The organism is Sphingopyxis lindanitolerans, from assembly GCF_002993885.1.
Taxonomy (GTDB): domain Bacteria; phylum Pseudomonadota; class Alphaproteobacteria; order Sphingomonadales; family Sphingomonadaceae; genus Sphingopyxis; species Sphingopyxis lindanitolerans.
This window is the reverse complement of the sequence record NZ_CM009578.1, coordinates 2,150,456-2,172,912: the sequence shown is the minus strand read 5'-3', so window position 1 is coordinate 2,172,912 and position 22,457 is coordinate 2,150,456. Positions and strand designations below refer to the sequence as shown.

Below are 22,457 nucleotides of genomic sequence, written 5' to 3'. Positions count from 1 at the left end.
CTGAGGATATCCGGCCGGCATCGGGGTGACGTCGTGTTGGTTCACCGAATGCCCTGCGTGAAGACTCGCTTTCGATCGCTGACCAGGCGCCGCGCTGCCTTCTATCGGCTCTTGATCGCAGCGCCAGCGGTCACATCAGTTCGACGGCTGCCAGCGCGAGCAGGAAGCTTGTGAGCGTGGCGACGACGATGGGGGCGAAGCTTCGCCAGCCCTGGTCGAGGAGGAGGTGGAGGCGTGCCTTCATCGCGGTGGCGACGATGGCGAGGAGGAGCAGCGCCTGCGCGGCCATGTTGGCCGCGTCGACGGCGGGCCTGGGCAGCGCGACGAGCGAATTGAGCGCGGCGAGCGCGAGAAAGCCGAGGATGAACCAGGGCAGGCGCAGCGGGATACGCCGCTTGGCCGCATCGCCGCCGCCGGCGCGCGCGAGCCACAGGCCGACGAGCATGAGCATCGGCGCGAGCAGCGCGACGCGGGTCAGCTTGACGATGGTCGCGACCTCTCCGGCCTGCGGCGAGAAGGAAAAGCCGCCGCCGATCGCCTGCGCGACGTCATGGATCGACGCGCCGATCAGGAACCCCGCCTGCGTGTCGGAGAGCGCGAGTTCGGCGGCGAGGATGGGATAGAGGGTCATGGCGAGCGCGCTGGCGACGGTGATCCCGACCAGGGTCATCGTGAAGCGCGCCTGGTCGACGCGCTTGTCGCCGATCAGCGAATAGAGGGCGAGCGCGGCCGAGGCGCCGCAGATGGCGGTGGCGCCGCCGGCGAGCAGCGCGGCGTGGCGGTCCTGCCGGAACAATCGGGCGCTGGCGACGGTGATCAGGATGACGGCGAGCATGATGCCGACCAGCAGGGCAAAGGGCAGCGGGCCCAGTTCGGCGAACTGCCCGGCGGTGATCCGCGCGCCGACGAGGACGATGCCGATGCGCAGCGCGGTCTGCGACATGAGGTCGAGCCCGGCGTGGGTGCGCGGGTCCTGCGACAGGAAGCTCATCGCGAGGCCGATGAGCAGCCCCATGAGGACGAGCGGCGCGGCATAATGGTCGGCGAGCCAGGCCGCGGCGAGCGCCGCGATCGCGGTGACGAGCGCGCCCGGCAGATAATCGCGCCACCGCCGCTTCGCAGGCCGCGCCGCCTCAAGATGCATCTCGCAGTATAGGTCAGCGGCCATTGGCCAGTTACGATCAGATGCCTTCACCTCCACCCCCTGTACTCTCCGCCGCTGACCGGAAATAGGCGCGGTATTGGTGGCGGGCTGGTTTAGGGCGGTTTGAATGTCAATATTGGCGCTTTAGATTTCACGATATGACTGATAAAATCACGAATATAATAATCGAGAATGGGATAATTTCCCATTTGTGATAAAGATCAACTCATTTTTGGAGATGAAAATCATCATTTTACTTATTTATATAATTTACATTATTATATGAAATTTCAATTATTTGAGATTTATACGAAATAATATAAACTGGATTGAACGGATCTTCTCGCAAGACGGGCCGGGTTGGCGCAAAGAGGAGCGACTATCCGGCGCTGGCTGCGGAGTAACCATCCTATTTGAAATAAGCATGGTGGGCGCGCGCCAACTGATGCGCGCGCCGCGCGCGTGGCTAATCTCGCTTCACGAAGAGGAGAATATATGCCCGTCGAAATCGATCTGCTGGAAGCCGGCGTTACTGGTCTTGGTGAAAGCCCGCTGTGGGATCACCGGAATATGCGTCTGTGGTGGATCGATTCAGCCGCAGACTCCCTTCATTCCAGCAATGCCGAAGGCGGCGAACAGGCCGAATGGATGCTCGGTCAGCCGATTGGCAGTATCGGGCTTGCCAAGGGCGGACTGATCGTGGCGCTCTCCGACGGTTTTTATCGCTTCGATCTCGAAAGCGGACGCGTCGATCCTGTTGCGCATCCGAAGATGGCTGCGGATACGCGCCTCAATGACGGCAAGGCCGACCGCGCGGGCCGCTTTTTGGCCGCATCGATGCGAACCGGCGAGGCAGTTGGCGGCGCCGAATTGTTCCAACTCGACGCGAACGGCGCCGTCAGGACGCTCGAGGTCGGGATCGGGATCGGCAATGCCATCTGCTTCTCGCCCGCTGGGGATAGGCTATATTTCGCAGATAGCCTCGATGGGCTGCTTCGCCGCTATGATTATGATTCTGAGAGCGGGGCCATCGGTCCGCGGCGCGATCTCGTCGATTGCCGCGACCATGGATCGGGCGCCGACGGCGCGACGGTCGATGCGGAGGGCCGGATATGGGTCGCTCTGGTGATGGCGCAGGCGGTGGCGTGTTATGCGCCCGATGGCGTCTTGCTGCGCTCGATCCCGGTGCCGCTTCCCTATCCGTCGTGTCCGGCTTTTGGTGGACCGAAGCTCGACATTCTCTATCTGACGAGCATTGCGAATTCGGGAAACCGCCTTGTGGCCAACCATCCCGACGCCGGGAGGATCACCGTGATCCGGGGCCTCGACGTGCCTGGGATCGCGGAAGGCATTTATCGCTGAGCGATCAGCGCAGCGCGACCGAGATACCGCCGTCAACGAGCAGCGACTGGCCGGTCACAAAACCCGAACGCATGGGGTCGGCGAAGAACAGAACCGCTTCGGCGATATCCGATGTCGCGCCGAGCCGGCCGAGGGGCGTGCTGGCGACGCGAGCCTCGAATGTGGCCTCGTCGAGCATCGCTCGCACGCCTTCGGTCGCGACAGTCGAAGGGGCGACGGCGTTGACGCGGATTCCCGCAGGTGCCAGTTCGATCGCCGCCGATCGCGTCATTCCCTCGACCGCGGCTTTGATCCCACAATAGACCATCGCTTGGGGAAGGCCCAGTCGCGCCGACACCGATGCGATGTTGACGATCGATCCGCCGCCTTGCTGTCGCATCGCGGCGGCGGCCGCTTGCGTGCCCCAGATGATCCCGGCGACGCCGACACCGAGCATCCGGTCGAGGCTTTCCTCGTCGATATCCTCAATGGCGGCATATTTGGTCCACATCGCGTTGTTCACGACGATGTCGAGGCGACCGAGCGCCGAGACTGCGCTTTCAAAGGCCGCGGTCAACGCTTTGCGGTCGGAGACATCGCTGCCGAGCGCGACGGCCTTTCCTCCCGTTGATTCGATTTCGGCCACAAGATCTTCCGCCCAATGCGCCTTGCGATCGAGGAGGGCGACGGACGCGCCATCCTGAGCAAGTCGCTGTGCGATTTCGCGGCCGAGGCCGCGCGATGCGCCGGTTATGAGCGCAACGCGCCCTTCGAGTGATTTCGTCATGCTTGCCACCAGATAAGGGGTCCGCATTTTGCGGGCTCCGGCATTTTCATCGCTCGTCAAGGAGGCGACAATCTCTCGATCTTGCGTCGCGGTTCAAAGGGCAATGCGGACGGCATCGAGGGCGCGGATAATCACAAGCGCGATTTCCCCGGCGGACGTTCAATCCAGAATGAGATTTTCGGGGCGCTTGATGGCTTTCACGCCCAGATCCGGCGCCCCCGATGCCATGAGGCGGATAACCGGGAGGCAAGATCATGAGCCGTATTCATACCGAAATCGACAACCATGTTGCGCTCGTCACGCTCGACAATGCACCAGTCAACGCCGCCGCGCTGGATATGCTGCAGGAACTCACCGACACCTTCGACAGCTTCAACGATCGCGATGATGTAAGGGTCGTGGTGTTGACCGGCGCGGGCCGTTGTTTCAGCGCGGGCGCCGATCTCAAGAACCGGCCCGATCTGACGATCCCGGGGACGCGCTGGAACCGGAACCGCGTCGTGCGCGAGGTCGGCTACTCGATCGCCGATTGTGCGAAGCCGGTCATTGCCGCGGTCAACGGTCCGGCGCTGGGTGCCGGGCTCGGTCTCGTCGCGAGTTGCGATATCATCGTCGCCTCCGACACGGCGGTCTTCGGGCTTCCCGAAATCGATGTTGGCTTGATGGGTGGCGGCAAGCATGCGGCGCGTATCATTCCCCATTCCCTCGCACGGCGCATGATGCTGACCGGCTATCGCGCCCCGGCCGCTGAACTCTATCGCCGCGGCGTCATCGAGGCGTGCCTGCCTGCCGACGAACTGCTGCCCTATTGCATGGAGATGGCGGCGGTCATCGCATCGAAGAGCCCGCTGGCAACGCGGTTCGCCAAGGACAGCATGCGCACGATCGAGAACATGACGCTGCGCGACGGCTATATCTATGAACAGGGCAATACGGCGAAGCTGTCGACCTCGCACGACGCGCAGGAAGCCGTCGCGGCGTTCGTCGAAAAACGTCCTCCCCTATTTCTCGGTCGCTGAGGATAATCCCAATGGACTGGAATTTCGGCGACTTGCTGGACGCGACCGCGGCGCATGTGCCCGGCGATCGACCGGCGATCATCCGCGGCGATCATGTGACAAGCTGGGCGGATTTCGACGCGCGGACGAACCGGCTGGCGCGCGCGATGCTTGCCGCGGGGCTGCGCGCGGGCGATCGCGTCGCGATCCTCGCGCGCAATGTTCCCGAATTCATCGAGATCGCCGCGGCGGCGTTCAAGGCGCGGCTGACCCACGTCAATCTCAACTATCGTTACACGACATCCGAGATCGAATATGTGCTGCGCGATTGCCAGGCGGCGGCGCTCTTCTATCAGGGCGAGTTCGCGTCGGTGGTCGCACCGCTCGTCGGGGGAGCGATCGATCATCTGACATATGCGGTCCAGATCGACGGTGCGGGGGCTTATGACGGCATCGTCAAAGAGGGCGACGCTGCGCCGCTCGACATCGTCCGCTCGCCCGAGGACGGCTATCTTCTCTACACTGGCGGGACCACCGGCCGGCCGAAGGGCGTGATGTGGCGCTCGGTTGACGCGCGCTGGTCGCAGCTCGAATCCCCCGTGGCGACCACGACGCCGGCGAACATGGAGGATCATGTCGCTCAAGTGCTGAAGGGGGTGGCGGGGCGTGTCATGCCCGCCTGTCCGTTGATGCACGGGGCGGGGCTCAATAGTTCGCTCGCCGAATTGCTGGTCGGCGGCACCGCCGTGCTACTGCCGTCGGACCGGTTCAGCGCCGACGAATTGTGGAGCGAGGCCGAGCGCCACCATGTCACGCGCATTCTGATCGTCGGCGATGCCTTTGCGCGGCCGATGGCCGATGCGCTGCTTGCCAATCCAGGGCGATGGGACCTTTCTTCTTTGCGTCTGATTTCGTCGGCGGGGTTGATGTGGTCCGAACAGGTGAAGGCGGCGTTGCTCGACGCGTTGCCGCAACTGACCCTGCTCGACATCCTCGGTGCTTCCGAGGCCTCCGGTTTTGGCTATGCGATCACCAACAAGGATCGTTCGACCCCGACCGGGCTTTTCGAGCCGGGACCGCAGACCGTGATCATCGATCTGGAACAGGAACGCGTGCTCGCCGCCGACGAGGTTGGGCAGGGCTGGCTCGCACGGCGCCCACCGTTCGGGGCTGGCTATCATGGCGATCCTGAAAAGACCGCCGGCGTCTATCGCTCGATCGACGGCCAGGCCTATGCGGTCCCTGGCGATATGGCGGAACGCCTGCCCGATGGACGGTTACGCCTGTTGGGTCGCGGAAGCATGTGCATCAACACCGGCGGTGAGAAGGTCTTCGTCGAGGAGGTCGAGGAAGCGCTGAAGCGCGTCGATGGCGTCGTCGATGCCATGGTGTTCGGGCTGCCAGACCCTCAATGGGGCAGCGTCGTTACCGCGCTGATCGAGGGAGGCGAGGCCTTCGATGATCAAGCCCTGCGCGCTGCGCTGTCGCATGATCTTGCCGCCTATAAGCAACCGCGCCGGATCATCCGCGTCGCGGCCTTGCCGCGACATGCCAGTGGCAAGAGCGACTATCGCAGCGGCATGCACATGGCGCGTGCGGAAATTGCCGCCTTGCCGTCCACCGGCTGATCGCAACCGGTGCGCGGCGCCGTGCCCGCGGGGCGAAGGCGCTTTGCTCCTCAATCGACGACACGAAAACTCTCCCAAGGATTTCCAATGCAACAGGCCCATCCCTCTTCCGAACAAACTCCCCGCCGTATCGATGCGCTGATCATCGGAGCGGGTTTCGGCGGCATGTATGCGTTGCACCGCGTGCGCGGCCTGGGGCTTGATGTCCATCTGATCGAGGCGGGCGATGATGTCGGCGGCACTTGGTATTGGAATCGCTATCCGGGCGCCCGCTGCGACGTGATGAGCATTGATTACAGCTATTCCTTCTCGGACGAGATCCAGCAGGAATGGACGTGGAGCGAGCAGTTCGCCGCGCAACCCGAAATACTGTCCTATGCCCGCTTCGTCGCCGACAAGCTGGATCTCAGGCGCGACATTGGCTTCGAAACGCGCGCGACCTCGGTGCGCTATGACGAGGAAGCAGCACTGTGGCGGATCGAAACCGATCGCGGCGATATCTTCGAAGCAAATTATTGCCTGATGGCGACCGGACCGCTTTCGGTGCCCAAACAGGTCGATATCCCGGGCGCGGCCAGCTTCAAAGGCGAACTCTGTCTGTCCGGGAAATGGCCGCATCATCCCGTCGATTTTGCGGGGAAACGCGTTGCGGTGATCGGCACCGGATCGTCGGGCATCCAGATCGTTCCGGTGGTGGCCGAACAGGCCGAACATCTCTATGTCTATCAGCGCACGCCCAGCTTCACATTGCCGATGCGCAACCGCACGCTCGACGACGACTATATCGCGCATATCAAGGCGCATTATCCGGGATTGCGCGCGGTGGCGCGCCATTCGCTGACCGGCGGCATCCGCCCGATCACGTATCGGCCGGTGTTCAGTGTGACGCCCGCCGAGCGCGAGAGGCTGATGGAGGAGGCGTGGCAGCACAGCGGGCTCGCTTTCCTCGGTCTCTTCTCCGACTTGCTCAGCAACCGCGAGGCGAACGAGGTCGTCGCCGAATTTGTCCGCGGAAAAATCGCCGAAGTGGTGAAGGATCCCGATACCGCGCGCCGGTTGACTCCGCAGGGCTATCCGATTTTCGCGCGGCGACCGTGCCTCGATAGCGGCTATTACGAAGCCTATAATCGCGCCAACGTAACGCTGAAAGACTGCCTCGAGCAGCCGATCGTCGAGATAACGGAAAAGGGCATCCGTACCGCCGAGGGTGAAGTCGAGGTCGATATCATCATCGCCGCGATCGGCTATGACGCGCTCACCGGGGCGATGCTGTCGATCGATATCGAGGGCAAGGATGGCCGACAGCTCAAGGATAAATGGGCCAAGGGCGGGCGCTCGCACCTTGGCCTGATGATCGAGGGCTTTCCCAATCTGTTCGTGATTGCGGGGCCCAACGGCCCCTCCGCGCTCGCCAATTTCATCCTGCTGAACGAGCAGAATGTCGACTGGGCTTGCGATTGCATCGAATATATGCGCGCCCGCGATCTGCGGTCGATTGAACCCGATGCCGATGCCGAGACCTGGTGGATGAACAAGGTGACGACACTGGGTTCCCTGTCGCTATATCCCACGGCGAACACTTGGTACACGGGTGCGAACGTGCCCGGCAAACCCCGCACCTTTCCCGTCTATATCGGCGGCCTCGGCCGCTATCGTGAAATATGCGCGGAAAGTGCGGCGGAAGGATATCGTGGTTTCACGTTTCGCTAACGTCGCGCCGTTGCTCCGCCACTAAATATCTGATCGAAAAGCTCCTTAGGGTCAGGCTTCCTTCGACATAGTCCAGCGCCGCGCCTCCTCGCCCCGAACAAAATCGTGCAGCGCGCTGGTTTCGCCGCTTGAATGACCTGCTGCTCGCAAGCCGCGATCGCTTCGCGGTTGTTGTGTCGCATTTCTGCAGAGTCGGAGATCGCCAAAAGCTCTTGCGCGAAGATAGAAGCGACGGGGCGTTTGCCGATCGTTTCGTCGCTGAAGCTGCCTGTGGGAACGCGCCGCTTCGGCTTTCCCGTCTGCGCGCTTAGCTGCAGACTTCCGCCGCTGGTGACCCCTACGGGCACGCTGCTGTCGTGGCAAGGTATTGAAATTACTTTGAAATTTTCTCAAAGCAAAACGTCCATACCATCACAAATGCCATCTGTCTATTGGGCTCGTATGGGTCGAAATGACATTGTGCAACCGTTGGGCAGACCAACTATCACCCGGGCCATAAATTCAAGGTCATCGGCATCGACAACCGAGCGTGGTTCGGGCCTGAGGATGTATCTGCACCATCACCAAACGCAGCAAAGCGCCATGCGTGATCCGCAATGGCACTGCCTATCATGTTCCAATGATGTGTCACAACCAGACAGCTAGGAGTTTACCAACTTTTGGTACGGAGATCCGTGCAAACCCCACATCAAGAACGACAGAATATGTTCTATGTTATCAAGGGGTTTTGAAAAGTCGAGCTTTCCGCCGCTCATGACGTCTATTCGGCCAGTGTCCGATTCAATATAAACCATGGCACCCAGCACGCAGTAATAGCGCCAGTAAAACGCTTCGTCGCTCAACTGCGGCATGATCTTGCGGAACGACTCCGGAAGGCCCGTTGGATATTTTGCGAAGACTTCGTTCATCACGGAACGAACTTCCGGATTAGGATCAATCGAAACCGATCCCAGCAGCTTAGTAAAGGATCGATGGGTTTGGGCCATTTCAAAGGTCGGGACGAGCAAGGCCTCCAGCAGGAGACGAGTGGAACCAGGATCGCCTGGCTCCAACTTGTCGATGGTGTGCAAACGGCGCGCGCGCTCGGCCTGTATCTGCCCCAGCCTCCTGTCGAGAACCTGAAACAACAACTCGCGCTTGGATCCGAAATGATAGGGAAGGGCGCTCAGGCTGACCCCCGCGGCGGAAGCGATCCGGCGGGTCGTGACGGTCGCGAACCCCTGCTCCGAAAAGAGGGCTTCGGCTGTGTCCAGAATTCGCGTCCGCGAACCGTGCTCCGTCGATTTGTTCCGCCGCTGCTTCATATGGCTTGCCTGCTTCGCTTTCTGCTTCGAAAAATTCTCAAACGCCGCTGCTCGCATCGCAGGCGCTCGTAGCGACTTTTCCATCCAGCTTAGCAACGCTGTGTCCAAATCGCCATCTTCTTGCCTTCACCGATATGGCCGAGAGTGCGCATCGGTCGGGCTCGATCGCAAGACCCATAGATAGCGAAATCAAGTTCCTTGCCGGCGGTCCAGGGCGTGTGCCGCTCCGGATTTTGCCCTCACACTTGACAGTCAGTTATTGGAGTCGTACGTACGTACTAGATTGATTAAATGCATTGGGGAGGGCGGTTTGGGCATCGACACGCTTTCGAAAGACGATCCGCGGCTGTTTCGGATGGGAGACGCTTATGCGTTCGTGACCTATCCGACGGCTGGAGCGGTGATCACCAGGGAAGGAGCCGTTCTCATCGACGGCCCGATGGCCCCGGCTGTCGCTCTACGATGGCGTAACTTCGTCCGCGAGCATGCCGAAATTCGCTATCATGTCATTTGCGAACACCATGAGGATCACACGGCCTGCGGTTCGGTAATCGAGGCCGACCTGCTCGTGACGAGCGAAGTCACCGCCCTGGAAATGTCCTCGACCTCGGCCCGCTCGGACGAGCAAATGCGTCGCACATTACGGGGGTGGGGGCGCAACTGCGATTTCGACGATGCGTTGGTCGCCGGTTATCGCATTCGTCGTCCGAACCTGACGTACTGCAACCGCTTGTCTTTCGATCTCGGCGGCAAGCGCTTCGTCATATTCGAAGCTCCGGGCCATACGCGCGGTTCGTCCATTGTCCATGCTGTCGACGATCGGGTCGCCTTTGTGGCGGATAACGTCTTTCCTGGCACCTGCGCGCCTCCCGCCCAGTCTGCCAATCCCTGGGCGTGGCTGCAAACGCTCGGAACGCTGGAGGCGCTTGACGTCGATTGGTATGTACCAGGTCACGGCGATCCGATGACGCGCGATTGTATCGGTGACCAGCGCTCGGCTCTCCTCGAATTGATCGACCGGGTTCGCGACCTGCGCCGCAAGGGTTGGTCGAGGGAGCAGGTGGTCGCCGAGGGGCTCGGAGAGCGCAGGCTGCGGCCGAGGCACAGTGGTTCGGACGACACGCCGCAGGCGTTGCCGCTCGTTGCGGAACTGATCGCGCGCAATTCGCTTGGCAATATCTATGATTATCTTGATGAGCATCCGTCGGGCCATCCTTTCGCGCGGCGTGACCCCTGTGTGGATTATGATTCCGAGATCGAGGAATGCTGAGGCTCGGCAGTGCCCTGCACGCCAATCGGGCAATCCTGGTCGCGCAATATGCCGGCCAGGAAGGCTTTCTCGATGCGACGTGCGCCGTGCGGTCCATCGCCGCCGTTGCAACGCTCGACGACCTGCTCGACCTTCGCGACGCGGAGCTTCGGCGATGCCTTGGCTATATTCGCGGCGCCGCGCATTGCAGCGATGTGGCCGGGAGTGAAATCCGTCTGCTTTGCCCGCTCACGCGCCCGACGCGCATTCGCGATTGCGGAATGATCACGACCCATTTGCGGCCCGCCTTTGCCCAGATGATCGGACGGTTGCGGCAGATGGACGACGTGGACACCGGCCCCGCCTTACAAGCGCTGGAAAGCCGCCTGCTTGGCGCCGGGAAGCGAACATTGAGCTGGGGCGAGCGCGATCCGGCTACCCTTTCCGCCTCATGTGATCCTATCGCAAATCCCGGTGGAGAGCTGGATTTCGAGCTCGAGATGGCGGTCGCCGTCAGGCGTCGGGACAATGGCGATCCGGAAATCTTCGGCTATACCCTGTATAACGATTGGACCCTTCGCGACGTCCAGGTTCAAACCTTTGCACGGACGCTGAACCTCCATGGTCCGGCCAAGAACTTCCGCGGCTCGAACAGTTTCGGACCGATGATCGTGATGGCCGACGATGTCGCCGATCCGATGAACCAGATCTTGCGGATCGAGGTCGATGGGCGGCTTTTCGCAGAGGGTACGTTGGCGGCTGCGGATTGGACCATCCCCGAGGCGGTGGCCGAGCTTTATTCGCGCGAACCGATTTCGGGCACCGAACTGCTCGGTTCGGGTACCGTTCTTGGAGGGTCCATGTTCGAGCGGGGGCTTGTGCTCAGGCCCGGCAGTAGCGTCGTCCTCAGCAATCCGTCGATCGGAACGCTCGAGAATCGTGCCGGAGAGGCGGCATGACGCGGCGCCGTTCGCCCGCCCACGCGATCGACCCCGACGGCATTCGCCTCATGGAGGACATGTTCGGCCCTGAGCGGGCCGAGCGGCGGAGCCATCCGGAGCACGCCGCCGACGGGCGGATGAATTCGCTTCTGGTGGAGTTTGCGTACGCTCGCGTCTGGGCCAACGAAATTCTGACCCGGCGGGAGAGGTCCTTGATTACGGTTGCCCTGCTCGCGGCGGCGGGGCGGGAAAACGAGCTGTCACTCCATCTCGAAGCCGCCGTCAAGAACGGCGCCAGCCATGATGAGCTCAGAGAAGTCATGGTTCATCTCGCTCTATATTGCGGTTTTCCCGCGGGACTGACGGGCCAGAGGCATTTGCAAAAATTGAATAAATAGATTTATCCGGAGGGGGTTATTCATGAAGAATCATGCTTTTATTTTTTCTCTGCTCGCCAGCACGTGTTATGTTGTTCCGGCTGCAGCCCAGTCCACACCCACGCAGGCAGCGGCTGTCCCCGCTGGCGGATCCGACGATGGCTCCAATGACATCATCGTCACTGCGACTAAGCGCGAGACGACCCTGCAGGACACGCCGCTCGCAATCTCGGCATTGGGATCCGACGCATTGCAGCAGCGTAACCTGACGAACCTCGAAGCGCTGTCGGGGGCGGTGCCCAATTTGAGCTTCAACCGCTATCTCGGGCAGGCGCGCATCGGCATCCGGGGCCTCGGAAATGACGCCTCCACCCCAACAGCCGAGGGCCGCGTCGCCTATCATGTCGATGGAATCTATGTCAGCCGAAATTCGGTCGCCATGGGCACGTTGTTCGACGTCGAGCGCGTCGAAGTCGTGCGCGGTCCACAGGGCACGCTCTATGGACGCAATGCGACGGCGGGCGCGATCAACGTCATAACCAAGAAGCCGTCCGACGCTGCGGAAGGATATGCGGCGGCTGGTTTCGGCAACTATAATGCGCGGACCGTGGACTTTGCGATCGGGGGCGGCATCGCGCCCACCCTGTCTGCTCGCGTCGCCCTTCAATATGTCAATCGCGACGGTTGGGGCACCAATGAAGTCACAGGCAATGATATTGACGACGAAAATGCTTATTCCGGAAGGCTTTCGCTCCGCTGGCAACCCAGCGACGCTGCGGATGTCATCATCACGGCGGATCATCACCGTGAAAGCGACAGCAATTACGCGGCGCACTACAATGGCACCTCGACCGAGCAGACGCGCGACCCATATGCGCTGGCGATAACCTACGGCGGGGTCTTCGCGCAGGATCCCCGGAACATCAACAGTGAGCGCGATCCGAGAAATCGCCGCAAGACGTCCGGCGTGGCTATCGACGCCACTTTTGACATCGGTGCGCGGTGGACATTCAAGTCGCTTTCCGGATACCGCTTCTCGCAATATGTCTGGGATACGGATCTGGATGGCACCCAAATCTCTCTCGCACCTTATGGACAGGCTGAGAGATCAAACCAGTACAGCCAGGAATTCCAGCTGCAATATAGCTCCGATCGCGTCGAAGGCGTGCTTGGCCTTTATGGCTTCAAGGAAAATGCCTATGGCGAGGTCTATATTCTCGTCCAAAGCGGCTTGGTGCCTCCCACCTTCCTGACACAGGGCTATCGTGTCGCGGGTGACGCGAAGACAAGGGCGGGCGCCGCTTTTGGGGAATTCAAGTTCAAGCTGACGGACCGGCTGTCGCTGATTGCCGGTGGACGGTTCAGCGCCGAGAAGAAGTCGATCGTGGACAATTACCAGTTCCGGCGTGACCAGCCCTATACCGCGCCGGTCAATGGACCGCATCTTCCGGGAATTCCCATCCTGTCGGCAGCTGGCTATCCGCGCTCGGATTCGGAAAGCTGGAACTCCTTCACACCGAAGGCGGGGGTGACCTACCAGGCGTCCGATAGTCTTTTCCTGTTCGCCACCTACAACAACGGGTTCAAAAGCGGCGGCTTCAGCCCGGGCGTAAACCAGCCGGCATTCAAGCCCGAAAAGGTTGAAAGCTACGAAATTGGCGAGCGCGCGAAGCTGTTCGACGGGCGATTGACGCTCAACGCCACGGCTTTCCACTTCAACTATGACGATATGCAGGTGAGCCGGGTTACCGGGACCGTTGTGACGGTGGACAACGCTTCCTCGGCAAAGGTCGCCGGGATCGAGGTTGAGACGGTGCTCAAGCCCCTCGACGGCGTGAGGCTGGATTTTTCGGGCTCGTATCTGGACACCGAATTCGGCGACTTCTTTCCCGTCACCGGCGGAGGAAATGTCAAGGGTAACCGCCTGCCCAGCGCGCCGCGGTGGCAAGGGCTGGTCGGGCTGACCCTGGAGCGAGACCTGTCGTCGACGGTTCACGCGACGTTGAGAGGAGAGGCGGAGTACAGGTCCTCTCAATTCTTTTATCCCGAAAACACCGGACGCTTCCGCGAGCCGGGGAGAGCCAAGTTCAATCTGTTCCTGACGGTCGATCTGGCCGAACCCGATCTTACCGTTTCGCTTTATGGTCGCAATCTGACCGACAAGCTTTCGTGGTCGGCGTTCCGCGTTGGGTCGCCAGCTTATGGGGCGCCGGTCAATGGCGTCATCGAGGCGCCGCGGACCTTCGGAATACGCATCGCAAAGAATTTCTTCTAATGATGGTCACGGCAAATACCGCGGATCGAATGCCCTGGGCGCTGCTGGCGTCGCTCGCGCTCGCCTACTCGCTCGCCTTCGTAGATCGGGCGATTGTCGGCCTGATGATGAGCGACATCAGCCGCGATCTCGGCATTTCACGGGAATATACCTCGTTGCTCGTCGGTACGGGTTTCGCGCTGGTCTATGCCGTGGCCGGCGTGTTGGCGGCAATCCTGCTGTCGCGAATGCATCCACGCAATACCATCGCGCTCGGCATTATCGTGTGGAGCCTGGCGACTGCAGCGTGCGCGCTCGCACGAGGCCCCGACGAGTTTCTCCTGGCGCGGATGCTGGTGGGCGCCGGCGAGGCGACTCTCGTCCCGGCGGCCTATGCCTGGATTCCGGCGCGCACGCCCTATCACCGGGTGGGCATCGCCATCGCATGTTTCACAGTGGGCGTTGCGCTCGGCAGCGGGCTGTCGCTCGGGTTCGGTGGACATTTGATCCAGGCGATTTCCGAGAGCTTGCAAAACGGCGTTTGGCTCGGGCTGTCGTCCTGGCGCATCATCCTGATTGCATTGGCGATTATTGGACTTCCCATTGCCCTGTTGGTCTGGAGGGTCGATCCCGCGCCGGTCGGATATGCCGCGAACGACGTTCGTTCCCCTTGGCCGGATCTACGAGCGCCTGCCTGGCTTTTCCTCGGCTGCGCCTGCGTTATCAGCACGATCTATCTGCAGCTCTTCTGGGCCCATAATTTCTTTGCGGAGAAATTCGGCATGGATCTGGCGAGTTCCGCGCTGGTCGTCGGGATCGCGGTAGCGCTCGGGGCGGTCGGAGCGATCGGTGGCGGCATCGTCGGTGACCGTCTTGCCAGGGCGGCTGTGGTTTTGCCGCACGTCGCGATGATGATCGCGATGAACATTCTGCAGATCGCGATGTTCCTGGCGGCCTTTCTGGTCCCTTCGGTATCGATTTCAGCCGGCGCATACATGATTGCGATGGCGGCGAACGGCGCGATCGGAGCCACAATGGGACCCGCTATTTCTCAGATATTTCCGAGTGACCGGCGAGCCGTTGCCGCCAGCATATGCCTGGCAGCGGGAACCGGCCTTGGACTGGGCGTCTTCATGCCGCTGGTCGGGGCGATTGCACGGCAACTCGGGATCGGGATTGCCCTGCTCGGCGGAACGACCGGGCTGCTCGTCATGTCTTGTGTTTTTCTGTGGTCGGCGCGCGCACAGAGGTGTCCGGCGCCTACGTCGCCGGCACATTCCAGGATTCGGGCCTGATCATCAATCGTGTCCGAACCAACCGTTGATGCAAAGGATCGGCTCAAGGCTCCAATCCCGACATCGTCGATAACGCGGGGCCGATCCGGCTGATGCTAACGCTCTATCCTGATCCGGCTCCTTGGCTTTGGCGGCGGGTCGCTCGCACGCGGCGACGGTGTCGCGGTTCGACGGTTCAACCGGGGGCCTTCGGCGACGTCGCGCTGAATTATGATCCCCTTTCGCGACGGGCCATCCGCCCATTCCTCTTACATGAGCGGGCGCGGCGTGGCTTGTGATCTTCCATCGACATCAATCGTGCTGGCCCACTTTGCTGAAGCGATTGCTGGCTTCGTGGACGGAGGTACCGATATTTCCGAACTGTGTTTCGACGATTCTGCAACGGCGCTGCGCGATATTCATTTCGTTCCAGTGCGTGAATCAATCATAATGCAGGCGGAAGCACTACTCCGGTCGGCTTTCGTTACTGGCGGCCGGATCAGGATTTGGGGATTCCTGATTCTGATCGTGCAGCGCACGAGCTTCCGCGCCTTCACGGCAGCCCGTCCGCATTTGGCGACGGCATCGTAATTATCGCGCCGCATCTCGTCGGCGGCGACCAGCGCGCTCCACGCCTCGGGATTGCCGGCCTGCATGAGGCGAGACCCAGCTTCCCACAACGACAGCTCACCGATGATATGGCGGGCCATATTCTCGGGCATATGCCAGCCCTGCGGCAAGGCGCGCAGGACCATGCCGGGCAGGAACGACCACAGCAGCATTCCCGCGAGCAGGCTGCCGCCTGCGGCCCACAGAAGCCTGCGACGCTGGTCGCGGATCGTGACGACCGTGCCCGCAAGTCGCTCCATCCGGTATGCGGCATTATCGAACTGCGCGCGCGCCTTCTCTATAGTGGCACTATCCGACGCACGGGCCTTCGTTCCGGCGGCTGCGATCTGCTCGGCCATCTCGTCGGGGGTGAGCTTTATCGCCGGCGATCGGGCAAAGTCATTGATCGCCACGCGCATCTTTTCGAGCAGTGCGGCGATCTCGCCGAGTGTCTGGCTGTAATCGGGCGCGGCATCGCGTTTTGCGACCAGCCCGGTGACGGCCGCTTCGAGCAGATCGACCTTTTGCCCAAGCACAGCAAACGCCCGCGCGGCGGGATCGGTGTCGGGGGTGTCGGCTGGTTGCTTGTCCATGATGTCTCCTATCGGCTCATGCCCATGTCGCGGCCCCGCTCGATACCGACGCTGCTCGCAAGGTCGTGCGCGAGCTGGCGCCCGGTATCGATCGAGATGCCAAGCTCCGCCTTGCGGCCGCGCAGGACGGACTCCATCTGCGCGTCGCGTTCGAGGCTCTTCGCCATCCCCGCCATCTGTTCGGACATCTTGCGGACACCCCGATAATCGCCGCCCTGCTGGTATTCTTCGCGCTGCTGGCCAAGCTCGCGCCACCCTTCGACGAAGCGGCCAGCGCGCTTGTCGGGATCGGTGCGGATATCTGCTTCGCGTTGCATCGCCTGGACCGCTCCGCCGGTGCGGCCACTCGCCGCCTCGGTGGCCAGGGCAGGGTCGCGGGCGTAGGCCTCCTCCATGTCCTTGGCTGCGTGTCTGTCGATCCGCCCCATCGCTTCGCGCGCCTTGTCGAGTTCGGCGCGCTGGTGCGGCAGGACGGGCAAGTCCTTGTCCTGCATCTTCCAGATGTCGGCGACGGCACGTGCATGGCGTTCGACTGCAAACCGCCGGACATGCTCTCGATCGGCCTGCGCTTCCATCGCCGGGTCGGCGGCAGGCGCGGGAGGCTTGAAGTCCGCGAATATGCTTCTCGACCGATTGGACGCGGTCGATGCACCACGATCCTGCCCGCCGATCGACAGGCGCAGGCCGTCGAACATGCCGCGCGCTTTCTCGGGCACGGCCTTGACGATCTCGATGATACGTTCGCCGAAGCTGATGCCGCGCCGTTCGGCAAACTGCTGCGCTGGATCGGCGCGCATATGGTCACTCGCCATGTCCTTGGAGCGGTCGCGCGATAGGGTGCGAACGAGCTTGCCCTGATCCCTGAAGTCATCGCGGCCATAATGAAATGCCACGCCGTCCCGGTGCCGCGATAGAGCGACATAGGCGCCATGCCGATCCATTCCCGGCGTTGCCAGCACATGGGCGCGATCGACGGTCATGCCCTGCGCCTTGTGAATCGTCGCCGCATAGCCATGATCGAAGTCGCGATAATCTTTGATGTCGAATGCGATGCTGCGCCCGTCATCGGTGCGAACCGCCATGCTCTGTTCGCTGACCCGCTCGACCCTCCCGAGCGTCCCGTTCTTCACCTCCAGGCTGTGCTCGTTACGCAGGAACATAATGCGGTCGCCGGAGGCGAAGTCCCGGTCGCCGCGCTCAACCTTCAGGCGAACATCCTTGGCCAGATCGCCCGCCGCGTGCATCCGGTCGCGCGCCGCCTCGTTCAGTTGGCGCACCTCGGCATTGGTGTGGGTAAGGATGATGCGGCTGGCGCCGGGGTTCGCCTGCCGGTCACGATCCCAGCGATCGATCAGCTCGCCCTGTGCCGCCTCGCGCGTGTCGGCGGCATGAACCATATCCCGGTCGGCATAGGCGTGTATCGCTTCGCCAGTCCTGCCGGTCGCAAGTTGGCGGGTGGCGTCCTGCTGCCAACCGTCATGCTGGCGGCGGACCTTGGTGATCTCGACGCCGCCATGCCGCTCGTGGATCGCACGGAACGCCGCGCCCGCCTCGATCGCCTGCAGCTGCTGCGAGTCACCGACCAGCACGACCTTGGCGCCGGCGTGAGCGGCATGGGACAGCACGCGCTCCATCTGGCGCGTGCCGACCGTGCCCGCTTCGTCGATCACGAGCACATCGCGCGAGGTCAGAAGATCGCGGCCCTGCGCCCAGCCATGTTCAAGACTGGCGATGGTCCGCGAGGCCATGCCGGAGCCGTTCTCCAATCCCTCCGCTGCGATGCCCGACAACGCCGCGCCGCGCACCTCGTATCCGCTGCGCTCCCATGCCTCCCGCGCCACGTCCAGCATCGCGCTCTTGCCGGTCCCAGCGTAGCCGATCACGATTGCGAGATTGCCCTCGCCGGTTATATGCTCCAGCGCCGCCTGCTGCTGATGTCCCAGTATCAGGCCGCCAGTGCCGGTGGCATCCAGCCCTCCCTGGTATGATGCTGCCGGGACATTGATGTCGCGATGCTCGGCGAGCCTTTCGACGGCGCGATCGAGCCGCTGTTCGGTCTCGATCATCTCGCGCGAGGTGAACCGGTCCTCGCCGTGGCCATCCTGGCCGAGCGCGATCAGGTCGGGCGAGGACCGGACCGCGCCCAGAACCGCATCATATTGTTCGCGCCCATCGCTGTGGCGATGCGCGAACATGGCGAGGTCGCGGTTCGTGAACGTCGCTTGCCCATGCGTGATTGCGTCCAAGGCGAGACGCGGTTCCGCGATGATCCGCTCGCCGTTGCGCTGCGCGATCTCGCGGTGCTGCTCGATCCGTTCGGCTTCGAGACCGCGGCCCTCCATGCGCGAGGCCGCCGGACCGATCTTGTCTTGCGGTTCGAGATCGATCCCCTGCGCATCGAGGCTGCGATGATCGATGCGCGCGTCGATATCGAGCCCGGCAAGCCGTTCGTTGACATGGCTTGCCCAGCGCTCGCGCCATTGCTCGACTTGGCTTGTGCTATTCCACTCGCGGACCTTCGCGCCGAACCCCGCTTCGCCGTCGGCATCGATGACGATCTCGCGCATCGTCAGCATGACATGGGCATGGGGTTTGGCGAGGCCGTCCGCACCGATGTCCCAATGGACATTGAGGTCGGCGACCATGCCGGCATCGACGAACTCTTGGCTAACAAAGTCGCGGGCGAGATCGATGCCCTGCGCCTGATCCATCTCGCGCGGGATCGCGAACTCGACCTCGCGGGCAAGCTGCGCGTCCTTGCGCTTCTCGAACGCCTCGACGTCGTTCCACAGCCGTTCGCGGTCGTGCCATTTGTCGGGCGCATTCTCGGAAAGCAGCACTTCGCTGTGGACGACGCCCGACTTGTTGGTGAAGTCATGCGCCCGGTCGAGCCGCTCATCGTGCAGCCGGTCGGCCGAGCGATAGGCGGCCGCCGCGACCGCGCTCCGCCCGGCGGCGCGGCCGATGACTTCGACCGAGAGATGGAAGATCGCCATGACGGCCAACCATCTACACTTCAAAGAGCACGTCGGCACGACGTATAAGCGCGCCCTCCTCGAATAAAATCCGGGCAGGGACTAGGCGGTGTCACCACGTCCCGGCGACTCTACTGCATTACCGCTGCCGTTCTTTTATCATAGCCGCATCGTCACTCAATGGAGACTTTGCGATGCGTAAACCACGCGACTTTGATTCGGAACTCAAGGTGCTTGCCGACAAGGCGAAGGCGCTCAAGGAACGGCGGGTGCGCCAGCTTGGCGAACTGGTGACGGCAACCGGGGCCGATGCGCTCGATGCCGAATTGCTGGCGGGCGTGCTGCTCGATGCCGTCGCCAGCAAAGATGCCGCGACAAGGGAGGGCTGGCGCAAAGCGGGCGCGGCCTTCTTTCGCGGCAAACAACGCAAGCCTGCGCCGCGATCTGAACGCAACTCGGAAGGCGCTCTACCGCTCGAAGGCGGCGCGGCATCGCATTGAGGCAAGGAAGGCGAGAACCGACACGCGGGAATGGGTGATGAAACGACGCGAGCGCACACGGCATTTAATCGAGCTGGGCGGCCTCGTCGTCAAGGCAAGGCTGATCGACCTGACGGACGATGATCGCGCCACGATCTATGGCGCGTTCCTCACGATTGCGGAGAGGCTACGAGGCGATGAACGCGATAACGCGCTTGCCCTCTGGCAGCGCAAAGGCCGACGCGCGTTCGAGGCGGAACAAGAGGCAAGGAATAGCTGACCCCGCCTATCGGCTCGGTTGTGGCGTTCGGTCCCTGTTGCGCTTGTCAGCAACGTAGCTTTGACCGCTTTCGGTTTTCACAATCTCGAACAAGCCGGTGGCCGCAAAGAGTGCGGGGAAATTCTTGACGCCATAATTGCGCGGGTCGATGGGCGCTTGCCGCTTGGCCGCGCTTCCCGCCGCCGACATCGCCGCCCATCCATCCTCGCGCACGGCGGCGTCAACCGCGCCCCGCAATATCGTCACAAGCGTCGTGTCCTGCGACAAGGGTTTGCTCGCCGGTTTATCGCTTGCCTTGTCGGCGGGTGTTGCCTTCGCCTTGGTCGCCGGTTTGCCTGTGGTCTTTGGCTTTGCGGCCGGTTCGGAAATGGCAGCGGGTTGCGTCGGTTCATCAAGCGTATCAAGATAGAGAAAGGTCGTGCAGGCATTGACGAAGGGAGTGGGCGTCTTGCGTTCCCCAAAGCCGTAAACCTCATGGCCGTTGGCTTTCAACTGCATCACCAGCGGCGTGAAATCCGCATCGCTCGATGCAAGGCAAAAGGCATCCGGCTTCTGCGTGTAGAGCAATTCCATTGCGTCGATCACCAGCGCAATGTCGGTCGCATTTTTCCCTGTCGAATAGCTGAATTGCTGAATCGGCCGGATTGCAAAATCGTGCAGCTTGTCCTTCCATCCCTTAAGGTCCGCGCCCGCCCAATCCCCATAAGCACGGCGAATATTGGCCGCACCGTATTTGGAAAGCTCCGCCAATATCGCAGCGATCTTGCTATGCGAAACATTGTCCGCGTCGATCAACAACGCAATCCTGCGATCCGGGCCGTTCCGCGCGCGGTCGTCTATTTCCATTGGCCGTTTTCCTCCAATCGCCACGTTACTGCGGTCATCATTGCGCGGAAGCGAGGTAAACGCCATCGACAATAGCTAGACGACTGCCGGTTTCTGCAACGGTGCGGGCTTTGCGTCCGTGCAATCGCGCGGCTTCCATTCCTGCCGCGCCCATGCCTCGTTTGATCTGCTGAAAGGTGCGTTCGATCCGTGGCAGTAATTGATGCCAATCCCATTCCTCATATCGATGGCGCATAGACCTGCATCCCCTGCCAGCAGGCGCACGGCATCAAACGGCCTGAACCAGCCGCGCAAGGCGCGTGACCGCTTTCCCGTCAAGGAATCCGTCGCCATTATTATTTCGCGAAAGTGGGGCCGCGCGGCATGATATATCCGGTGTATTGCCGGGCCGGGCTTTATGTCGAAGTAGTGATATTCGGCGGGTGCGTTCGGGTCGCATATCTCGCCCCTAAGACGGGGCGGCTTGCTTTGCTGCGGCGGAGGCTCGTCCAATAGATCGACCGTCAAAGCGTCTGGCTCTTTCGGCCGTTCCGCTTGATCTTCCGATTGTTGCGAAATCGAGCAACCGGGAATCGAGAGCGGCACCAACAGCGCAATGTGCGCCAGCGCCGAAAGCAGCAAGGGACCGGCCCCGTTCTGCCTGCCGCGCCGATCATCCGTCATCGCTATGTCGTCAAATGCGCCGTCCGCGCGCGCGGTCGGGGATGGCCGGTCACGTCCCGCACGCGGTCCAGCAGGGCGCGGAGCAGCGCGCAGACTTGCGGAGCGGTCAGTCCGCCGTCATCGGGTTCCGGCTCGCCAAACAGGCGGCCTTGGTTCCATCGCCAATAGGGGGTGAGGACAGCAGCGAGCCGCGCCATGTCGGGACAGTATGCCCCCAATCCCGTCGCATTGGCGTAGGCGAGCGACTTGGCGACACGCAGGCCGATATGACGGGCGCACCACTGATCGGCAAAGCCCATGTCCAGCAAGTGAGAGGACAGGGCGAGTTGGGCGGTTATCCCGGCCCTATACAGATAGCCGCGCCAGTCCGCCCGCTCATGCTCGGCGGGAAAGAATCCCTCCGCGACATGATAGCGGCGGCGGCTCAAGGCCCGCCCTTCTTTCGTTCGGATGATCGCGGCCGGATCGTCGCCATAATCCGCATGGAGCGACGCCAGCGCCTCGCCCCAGGGCGAGGCGATCACCGGAACCATGACCGGTGCGGCGGTCAACGCTCTCAAGAGCGCACGGCGCGACGTGGTAGGGACGACACGGCCCATATGCACCTCCGTTCCGCATCCTTGGCGGCTGGACGGAAGCGACGGGGCGGATGCGGCACGGTCCCGGCACTCCCGCGATTCGCGATGCCGGAGTGCTGACGGGCCAGAGGGGGCAGGACCATTGCAGCAATATACGCCATCGTTTATCACATAAACGATGGCGTATATTCAAATAAACGGTGGCGTCAACGTGTTTGGCTTGGAGTTGGCAGACGTGGCCGATAGCGACAGCATAATGGGACGCCCGCCGCTTGGAATGAAGCCGACAACGATCAGGCTATCAGCCGATATGATCCGCCGTATCGAGGCGCTGGTTGGCAACCGGCGTTTGGCCCTGTTCATTCGCGAGGCGGTGGAGAACGAATTGCAGCGCCGCGAAAGCCCGGAATCGTCCAAGGAATAAGTT

At 62.1% G+C, this 22,457-nt stretch carries 21 protein-coding genes; 12 read left to right on the top strand and 9 right to left on the bottom strand.

What is annotated here, in order from left to right; translation table 11 throughout:
- Window positions 1–130: 130 nt before the first annotated feature.
- Window positions 131–1,168: a YeiH family protein gene (locus CVO77_RS10475; protein ID WP_242445892.1), complete on the bottom strand. Its 1,038-nt coding sequence runs from the start codon at window positions 1,166–1,168 to the stop codon at window positions 131–133.
- Between the two features lie 471 nt (window positions 1,169–1,639).
- Here CVO77_RS10475 and CVO77_RS10470 point away from each other — a divergent pair, with 471 nt between their 5' ends.
- Window positions 1,640–2,506, top strand: coding sequence for an SMP-30/gluconolactonase/LRE family protein (locus CVO77_RS10470; RefSeq protein ID WP_105999000.1), 867 nt, complete (start codon window positions 1,640–1,642; stop codon window positions 2,504–2,506).
- Window positions 2,507–2,510: 4 nt separating this feature from the next.
- On the opposite strand, the gene CVO77_RS10465 is transcribed toward CVO77_RS10470, so the two are convergent.
- Entirely contained in the window at window positions 2,511–3,272 is a 762-nt protein-coding gene (locus tag CVO77_RS10465; protein WP_106000775.1) for an SDR family NAD(P)-dependent oxidoreductase, read from the bottom strand.
- A gap of 254 nt (window positions 3,273–3,526) precedes the next feature.
- Between CVO77_RS10465 and CVO77_RS10460 the strand changes: the two genes are divergently transcribed.
- From CVO77_RS10460 to CVO77_RS10450, 3 genes are all read left to right on the top strand, one after another.
- On the top strand, window positions 3,527–4,291 hold the full coding sequence (locus tag CVO77_RS10460) for an enoyl-CoA hydratase/isomerase family protein (protein ID WP_105998999.1): 765 nt from the start codon (window positions 3,527–3,529) through the stop codon (window positions 4,289–4,291).
- Window positions 4,292–4,302: 11 nt separating this feature from the next.
- Complete coding sequence (locus CVO77_RS10455; protein ID WP_105998998.1) at window positions 4,303–5,898, top strand: AMP-binding protein; 1,596 nt, start codon at window positions 4,303–4,305, stop codon at window positions 5,896–5,898.
- Window positions 5,899–5,985: 87 nt separating this feature from the next.
- On the top strand, window positions 5,986–7,608 hold the full coding sequence (locus CVO77_RS10450; RefSeq protein ID WP_105998997.1) for a flavin-containing monooxygenase: 1,623 nt from the start codon (window positions 5,986–5,988) through the stop codon (window positions 7,606–7,608).
- Between the two features lie 641 nt (window positions 7,609–8,249).
- Here CVO77_RS10450 and CVO77_RS10445 read toward each other — a convergent pair.
- Window positions 8,250–8,996 carry a TetR/AcrR family transcriptional regulator gene (locus CVO77_RS10445; RefSeq protein ID WP_105998996.1) on the bottom strand — a complete coding sequence of 249 codons (747 nt, stop codon included), beginning with the start codon at window positions 8,994–8,996 and terminating at the stop codon, window positions 8,250–8,252.
- Window positions 8,997–9,222: 226 nt separating this feature from the next.
- Here CVO77_RS10445 and CVO77_RS10440 point away from each other — a divergent pair, with 226 nt between their 5' ends.
- The gene (locus CVO77_RS10440; RefSeq protein ID WP_105998995.1) at window positions 9,223–10,182 is read left to right on the top strand and encodes an MBL fold metallo-hydrolase; all 960 of its coding nucleotides are present in this window, start codon (window positions 9,223–9,225) and stop codon (window positions 10,180–10,182) included.
- Here the strand turns inward: CVO77_RS10440 and CVO77_RS21275 are convergent.
- Window positions 10,155–10,457, bottom strand: a complete 303-nt coding sequence (locus CVO77_RS21275; RefSeq protein ID WP_158258036.1) for a hypothetical protein — start codon at window positions 10,455–10,457, stop codon at window positions 10,155–10,157. The two genes, CVO77_RS10440 and CVO77_RS21275, sit on opposite strands and share 28 nt — an antisense overlap.
- Window positions 10,458–10,499: 42 nt before the next feature.
- Here CVO77_RS21275 and CVO77_RS10435 point away from each other — a divergent pair, with 42 nt between their 5' ends.
- From CVO77_RS10435 to CVO77_RS10420, 4 genes are read left to right on the top strand one after another with little or no spacing between them, the layout of a single operon-like run.
- Window positions 10,500–11,120 (top strand): fumarylacetoacetate hydrolase family protein, encoded by a 621-nt coding sequence (locus CVO77_RS10435; RefSeq protein WP_158258035.1) that lies wholly within the window; start codon window positions 10,500–10,502, stop codon window positions 11,118–11,120.
- Window positions 11,117–11,500, top strand: coding sequence for a carboxymuconolactone decarboxylase family protein (locus CVO77_RS10430; RefSeq protein WP_105998993.1), 384 nt, complete (start codon window positions 11,117–11,119; stop codon window positions 11,498–11,500). The genes CVO77_RS10435 and CVO77_RS10430 overlap by 4 nt, the downstream gene beginning before the upstream one ends.
- A 22-nt stretch (window positions 11,501–11,522) precedes the next feature.
- On the top strand, window positions 11,523–13,754 hold the full coding sequence (locus CVO77_RS10425) for a TonB-dependent receptor (RefSeq protein ID WP_105998992.1): 2,232 nt from the start codon (window positions 11,523–11,525) through the stop codon (window positions 13,752–13,754).
- Window positions 13,754–15,028 carry an MFS transporter gene (locus CVO77_RS10420; protein WP_105998991.1) on the top strand — a complete coding sequence of 425 codons (1,275 nt, stop codon included), beginning with the start codon at window positions 13,754–13,756 and terminating at the stop codon, window positions 15,026–15,028. The genes CVO77_RS10425 and CVO77_RS10420 overlap by 1 nt, the downstream gene beginning before the upstream one ends.
- Window positions 15,029–15,426: 398 nt before the next feature.
- Here the strand turns inward: CVO77_RS10420 and CVO77_RS10415 are convergent, their stop codons facing one another.
- Window positions 15,427–16,152 carry a DUF6118 family protein gene (locus CVO77_RS10415; RefSeq protein WP_146130848.1) on the bottom strand — a complete coding sequence of 242 codons (726 nt, stop codon included), beginning with the start codon at window positions 16,150–16,152 and terminating at the stop codon, window positions 15,427–15,429.
- Between the two features lie 65 nt (window positions 16,153–16,217).
- Window positions 16,218–19,205 (bottom strand): Ti-type conjugative transfer relaxase TraA, encoded by a 2,988-nt coding sequence (traA, locus tag CVO77_RS10410; RefSeq protein WP_105998989.1) that lies wholly within the window; start codon window positions 19,203–19,205, stop codon window positions 16,218–16,220.
- Window positions 19,206–19,378: 173 nt separating this feature from the next.
- On the opposite strand from traA, the gene CVO77_RS10405 reads away from it, so the two are divergent.
- Complete coding sequence (locus CVO77_RS10405) at window positions 19,379–19,684, top strand: conjugal transfer protein TraD (RefSeq protein ID WP_105998988.1); 306 nt, start codon at window positions 19,379–19,381, stop codon at window positions 19,682–19,684.
- A 37-nt stretch (window positions 19,685–19,721) separates the two neighbouring features.
- Complete coding sequence (locus CVO77_RS21480) at window positions 19,722–19,943, top strand: conjugal transfer protein TraD (protein WP_105998987.1); 222 nt, start codon at window positions 19,722–19,724, stop codon at window positions 19,941–19,943.
- 6 nt (window positions 19,944–19,949) lie between these two features.
- Here CVO77_RS21480 and CVO77_RS10395 read toward each other — a convergent pair whose 3' ends face one another.
- From CVO77_RS10395 to CVO77_RS10385, 3 genes are read right to left on the bottom strand one after another with little or no spacing between them, the layout of a single operon-like run.
- Entirely contained in the window at window positions 19,950–20,855 is a 906-nt protein-coding gene (locus CVO77_RS10395; protein WP_242445891.1) for an NYN domain-containing protein, read from the bottom strand.
- Window positions 20,856–20,864: 9 nt separating this feature from the next.
- Entirely contained in the window at window positions 20,865–21,452 is a 588-nt protein-coding gene (locus CVO77_RS10390) for a hypothetical protein (RefSeq protein ID WP_105998985.1), read from the bottom strand.
- A 2-nt stretch (window positions 21,453–21,454) separates the two neighbouring features.
- A complete protein-coding gene (locus CVO77_RS10385; RefSeq protein ID WP_242445890.1) occupies window positions 21,455–22,003 on the bottom strand; it encodes a hypothetical protein in 549 nt (182 codons plus the stop codon).
- A gap of 205 nt (window positions 22,004–22,208) precedes the next feature.
- Between CVO77_RS10385 and CVO77_RS10380 the strand changes: the two genes are divergently transcribed.
- Window positions 22,209–22,454, top strand: coding sequence for a hypothetical protein (locus tag CVO77_RS10380; RefSeq protein ID WP_105998983.1), 246 nt, complete (start codon window positions 22,209–22,211; stop codon window positions 22,452–22,454).
- Window positions 22,455–22,457: the final 3 nt, after the last annotated feature.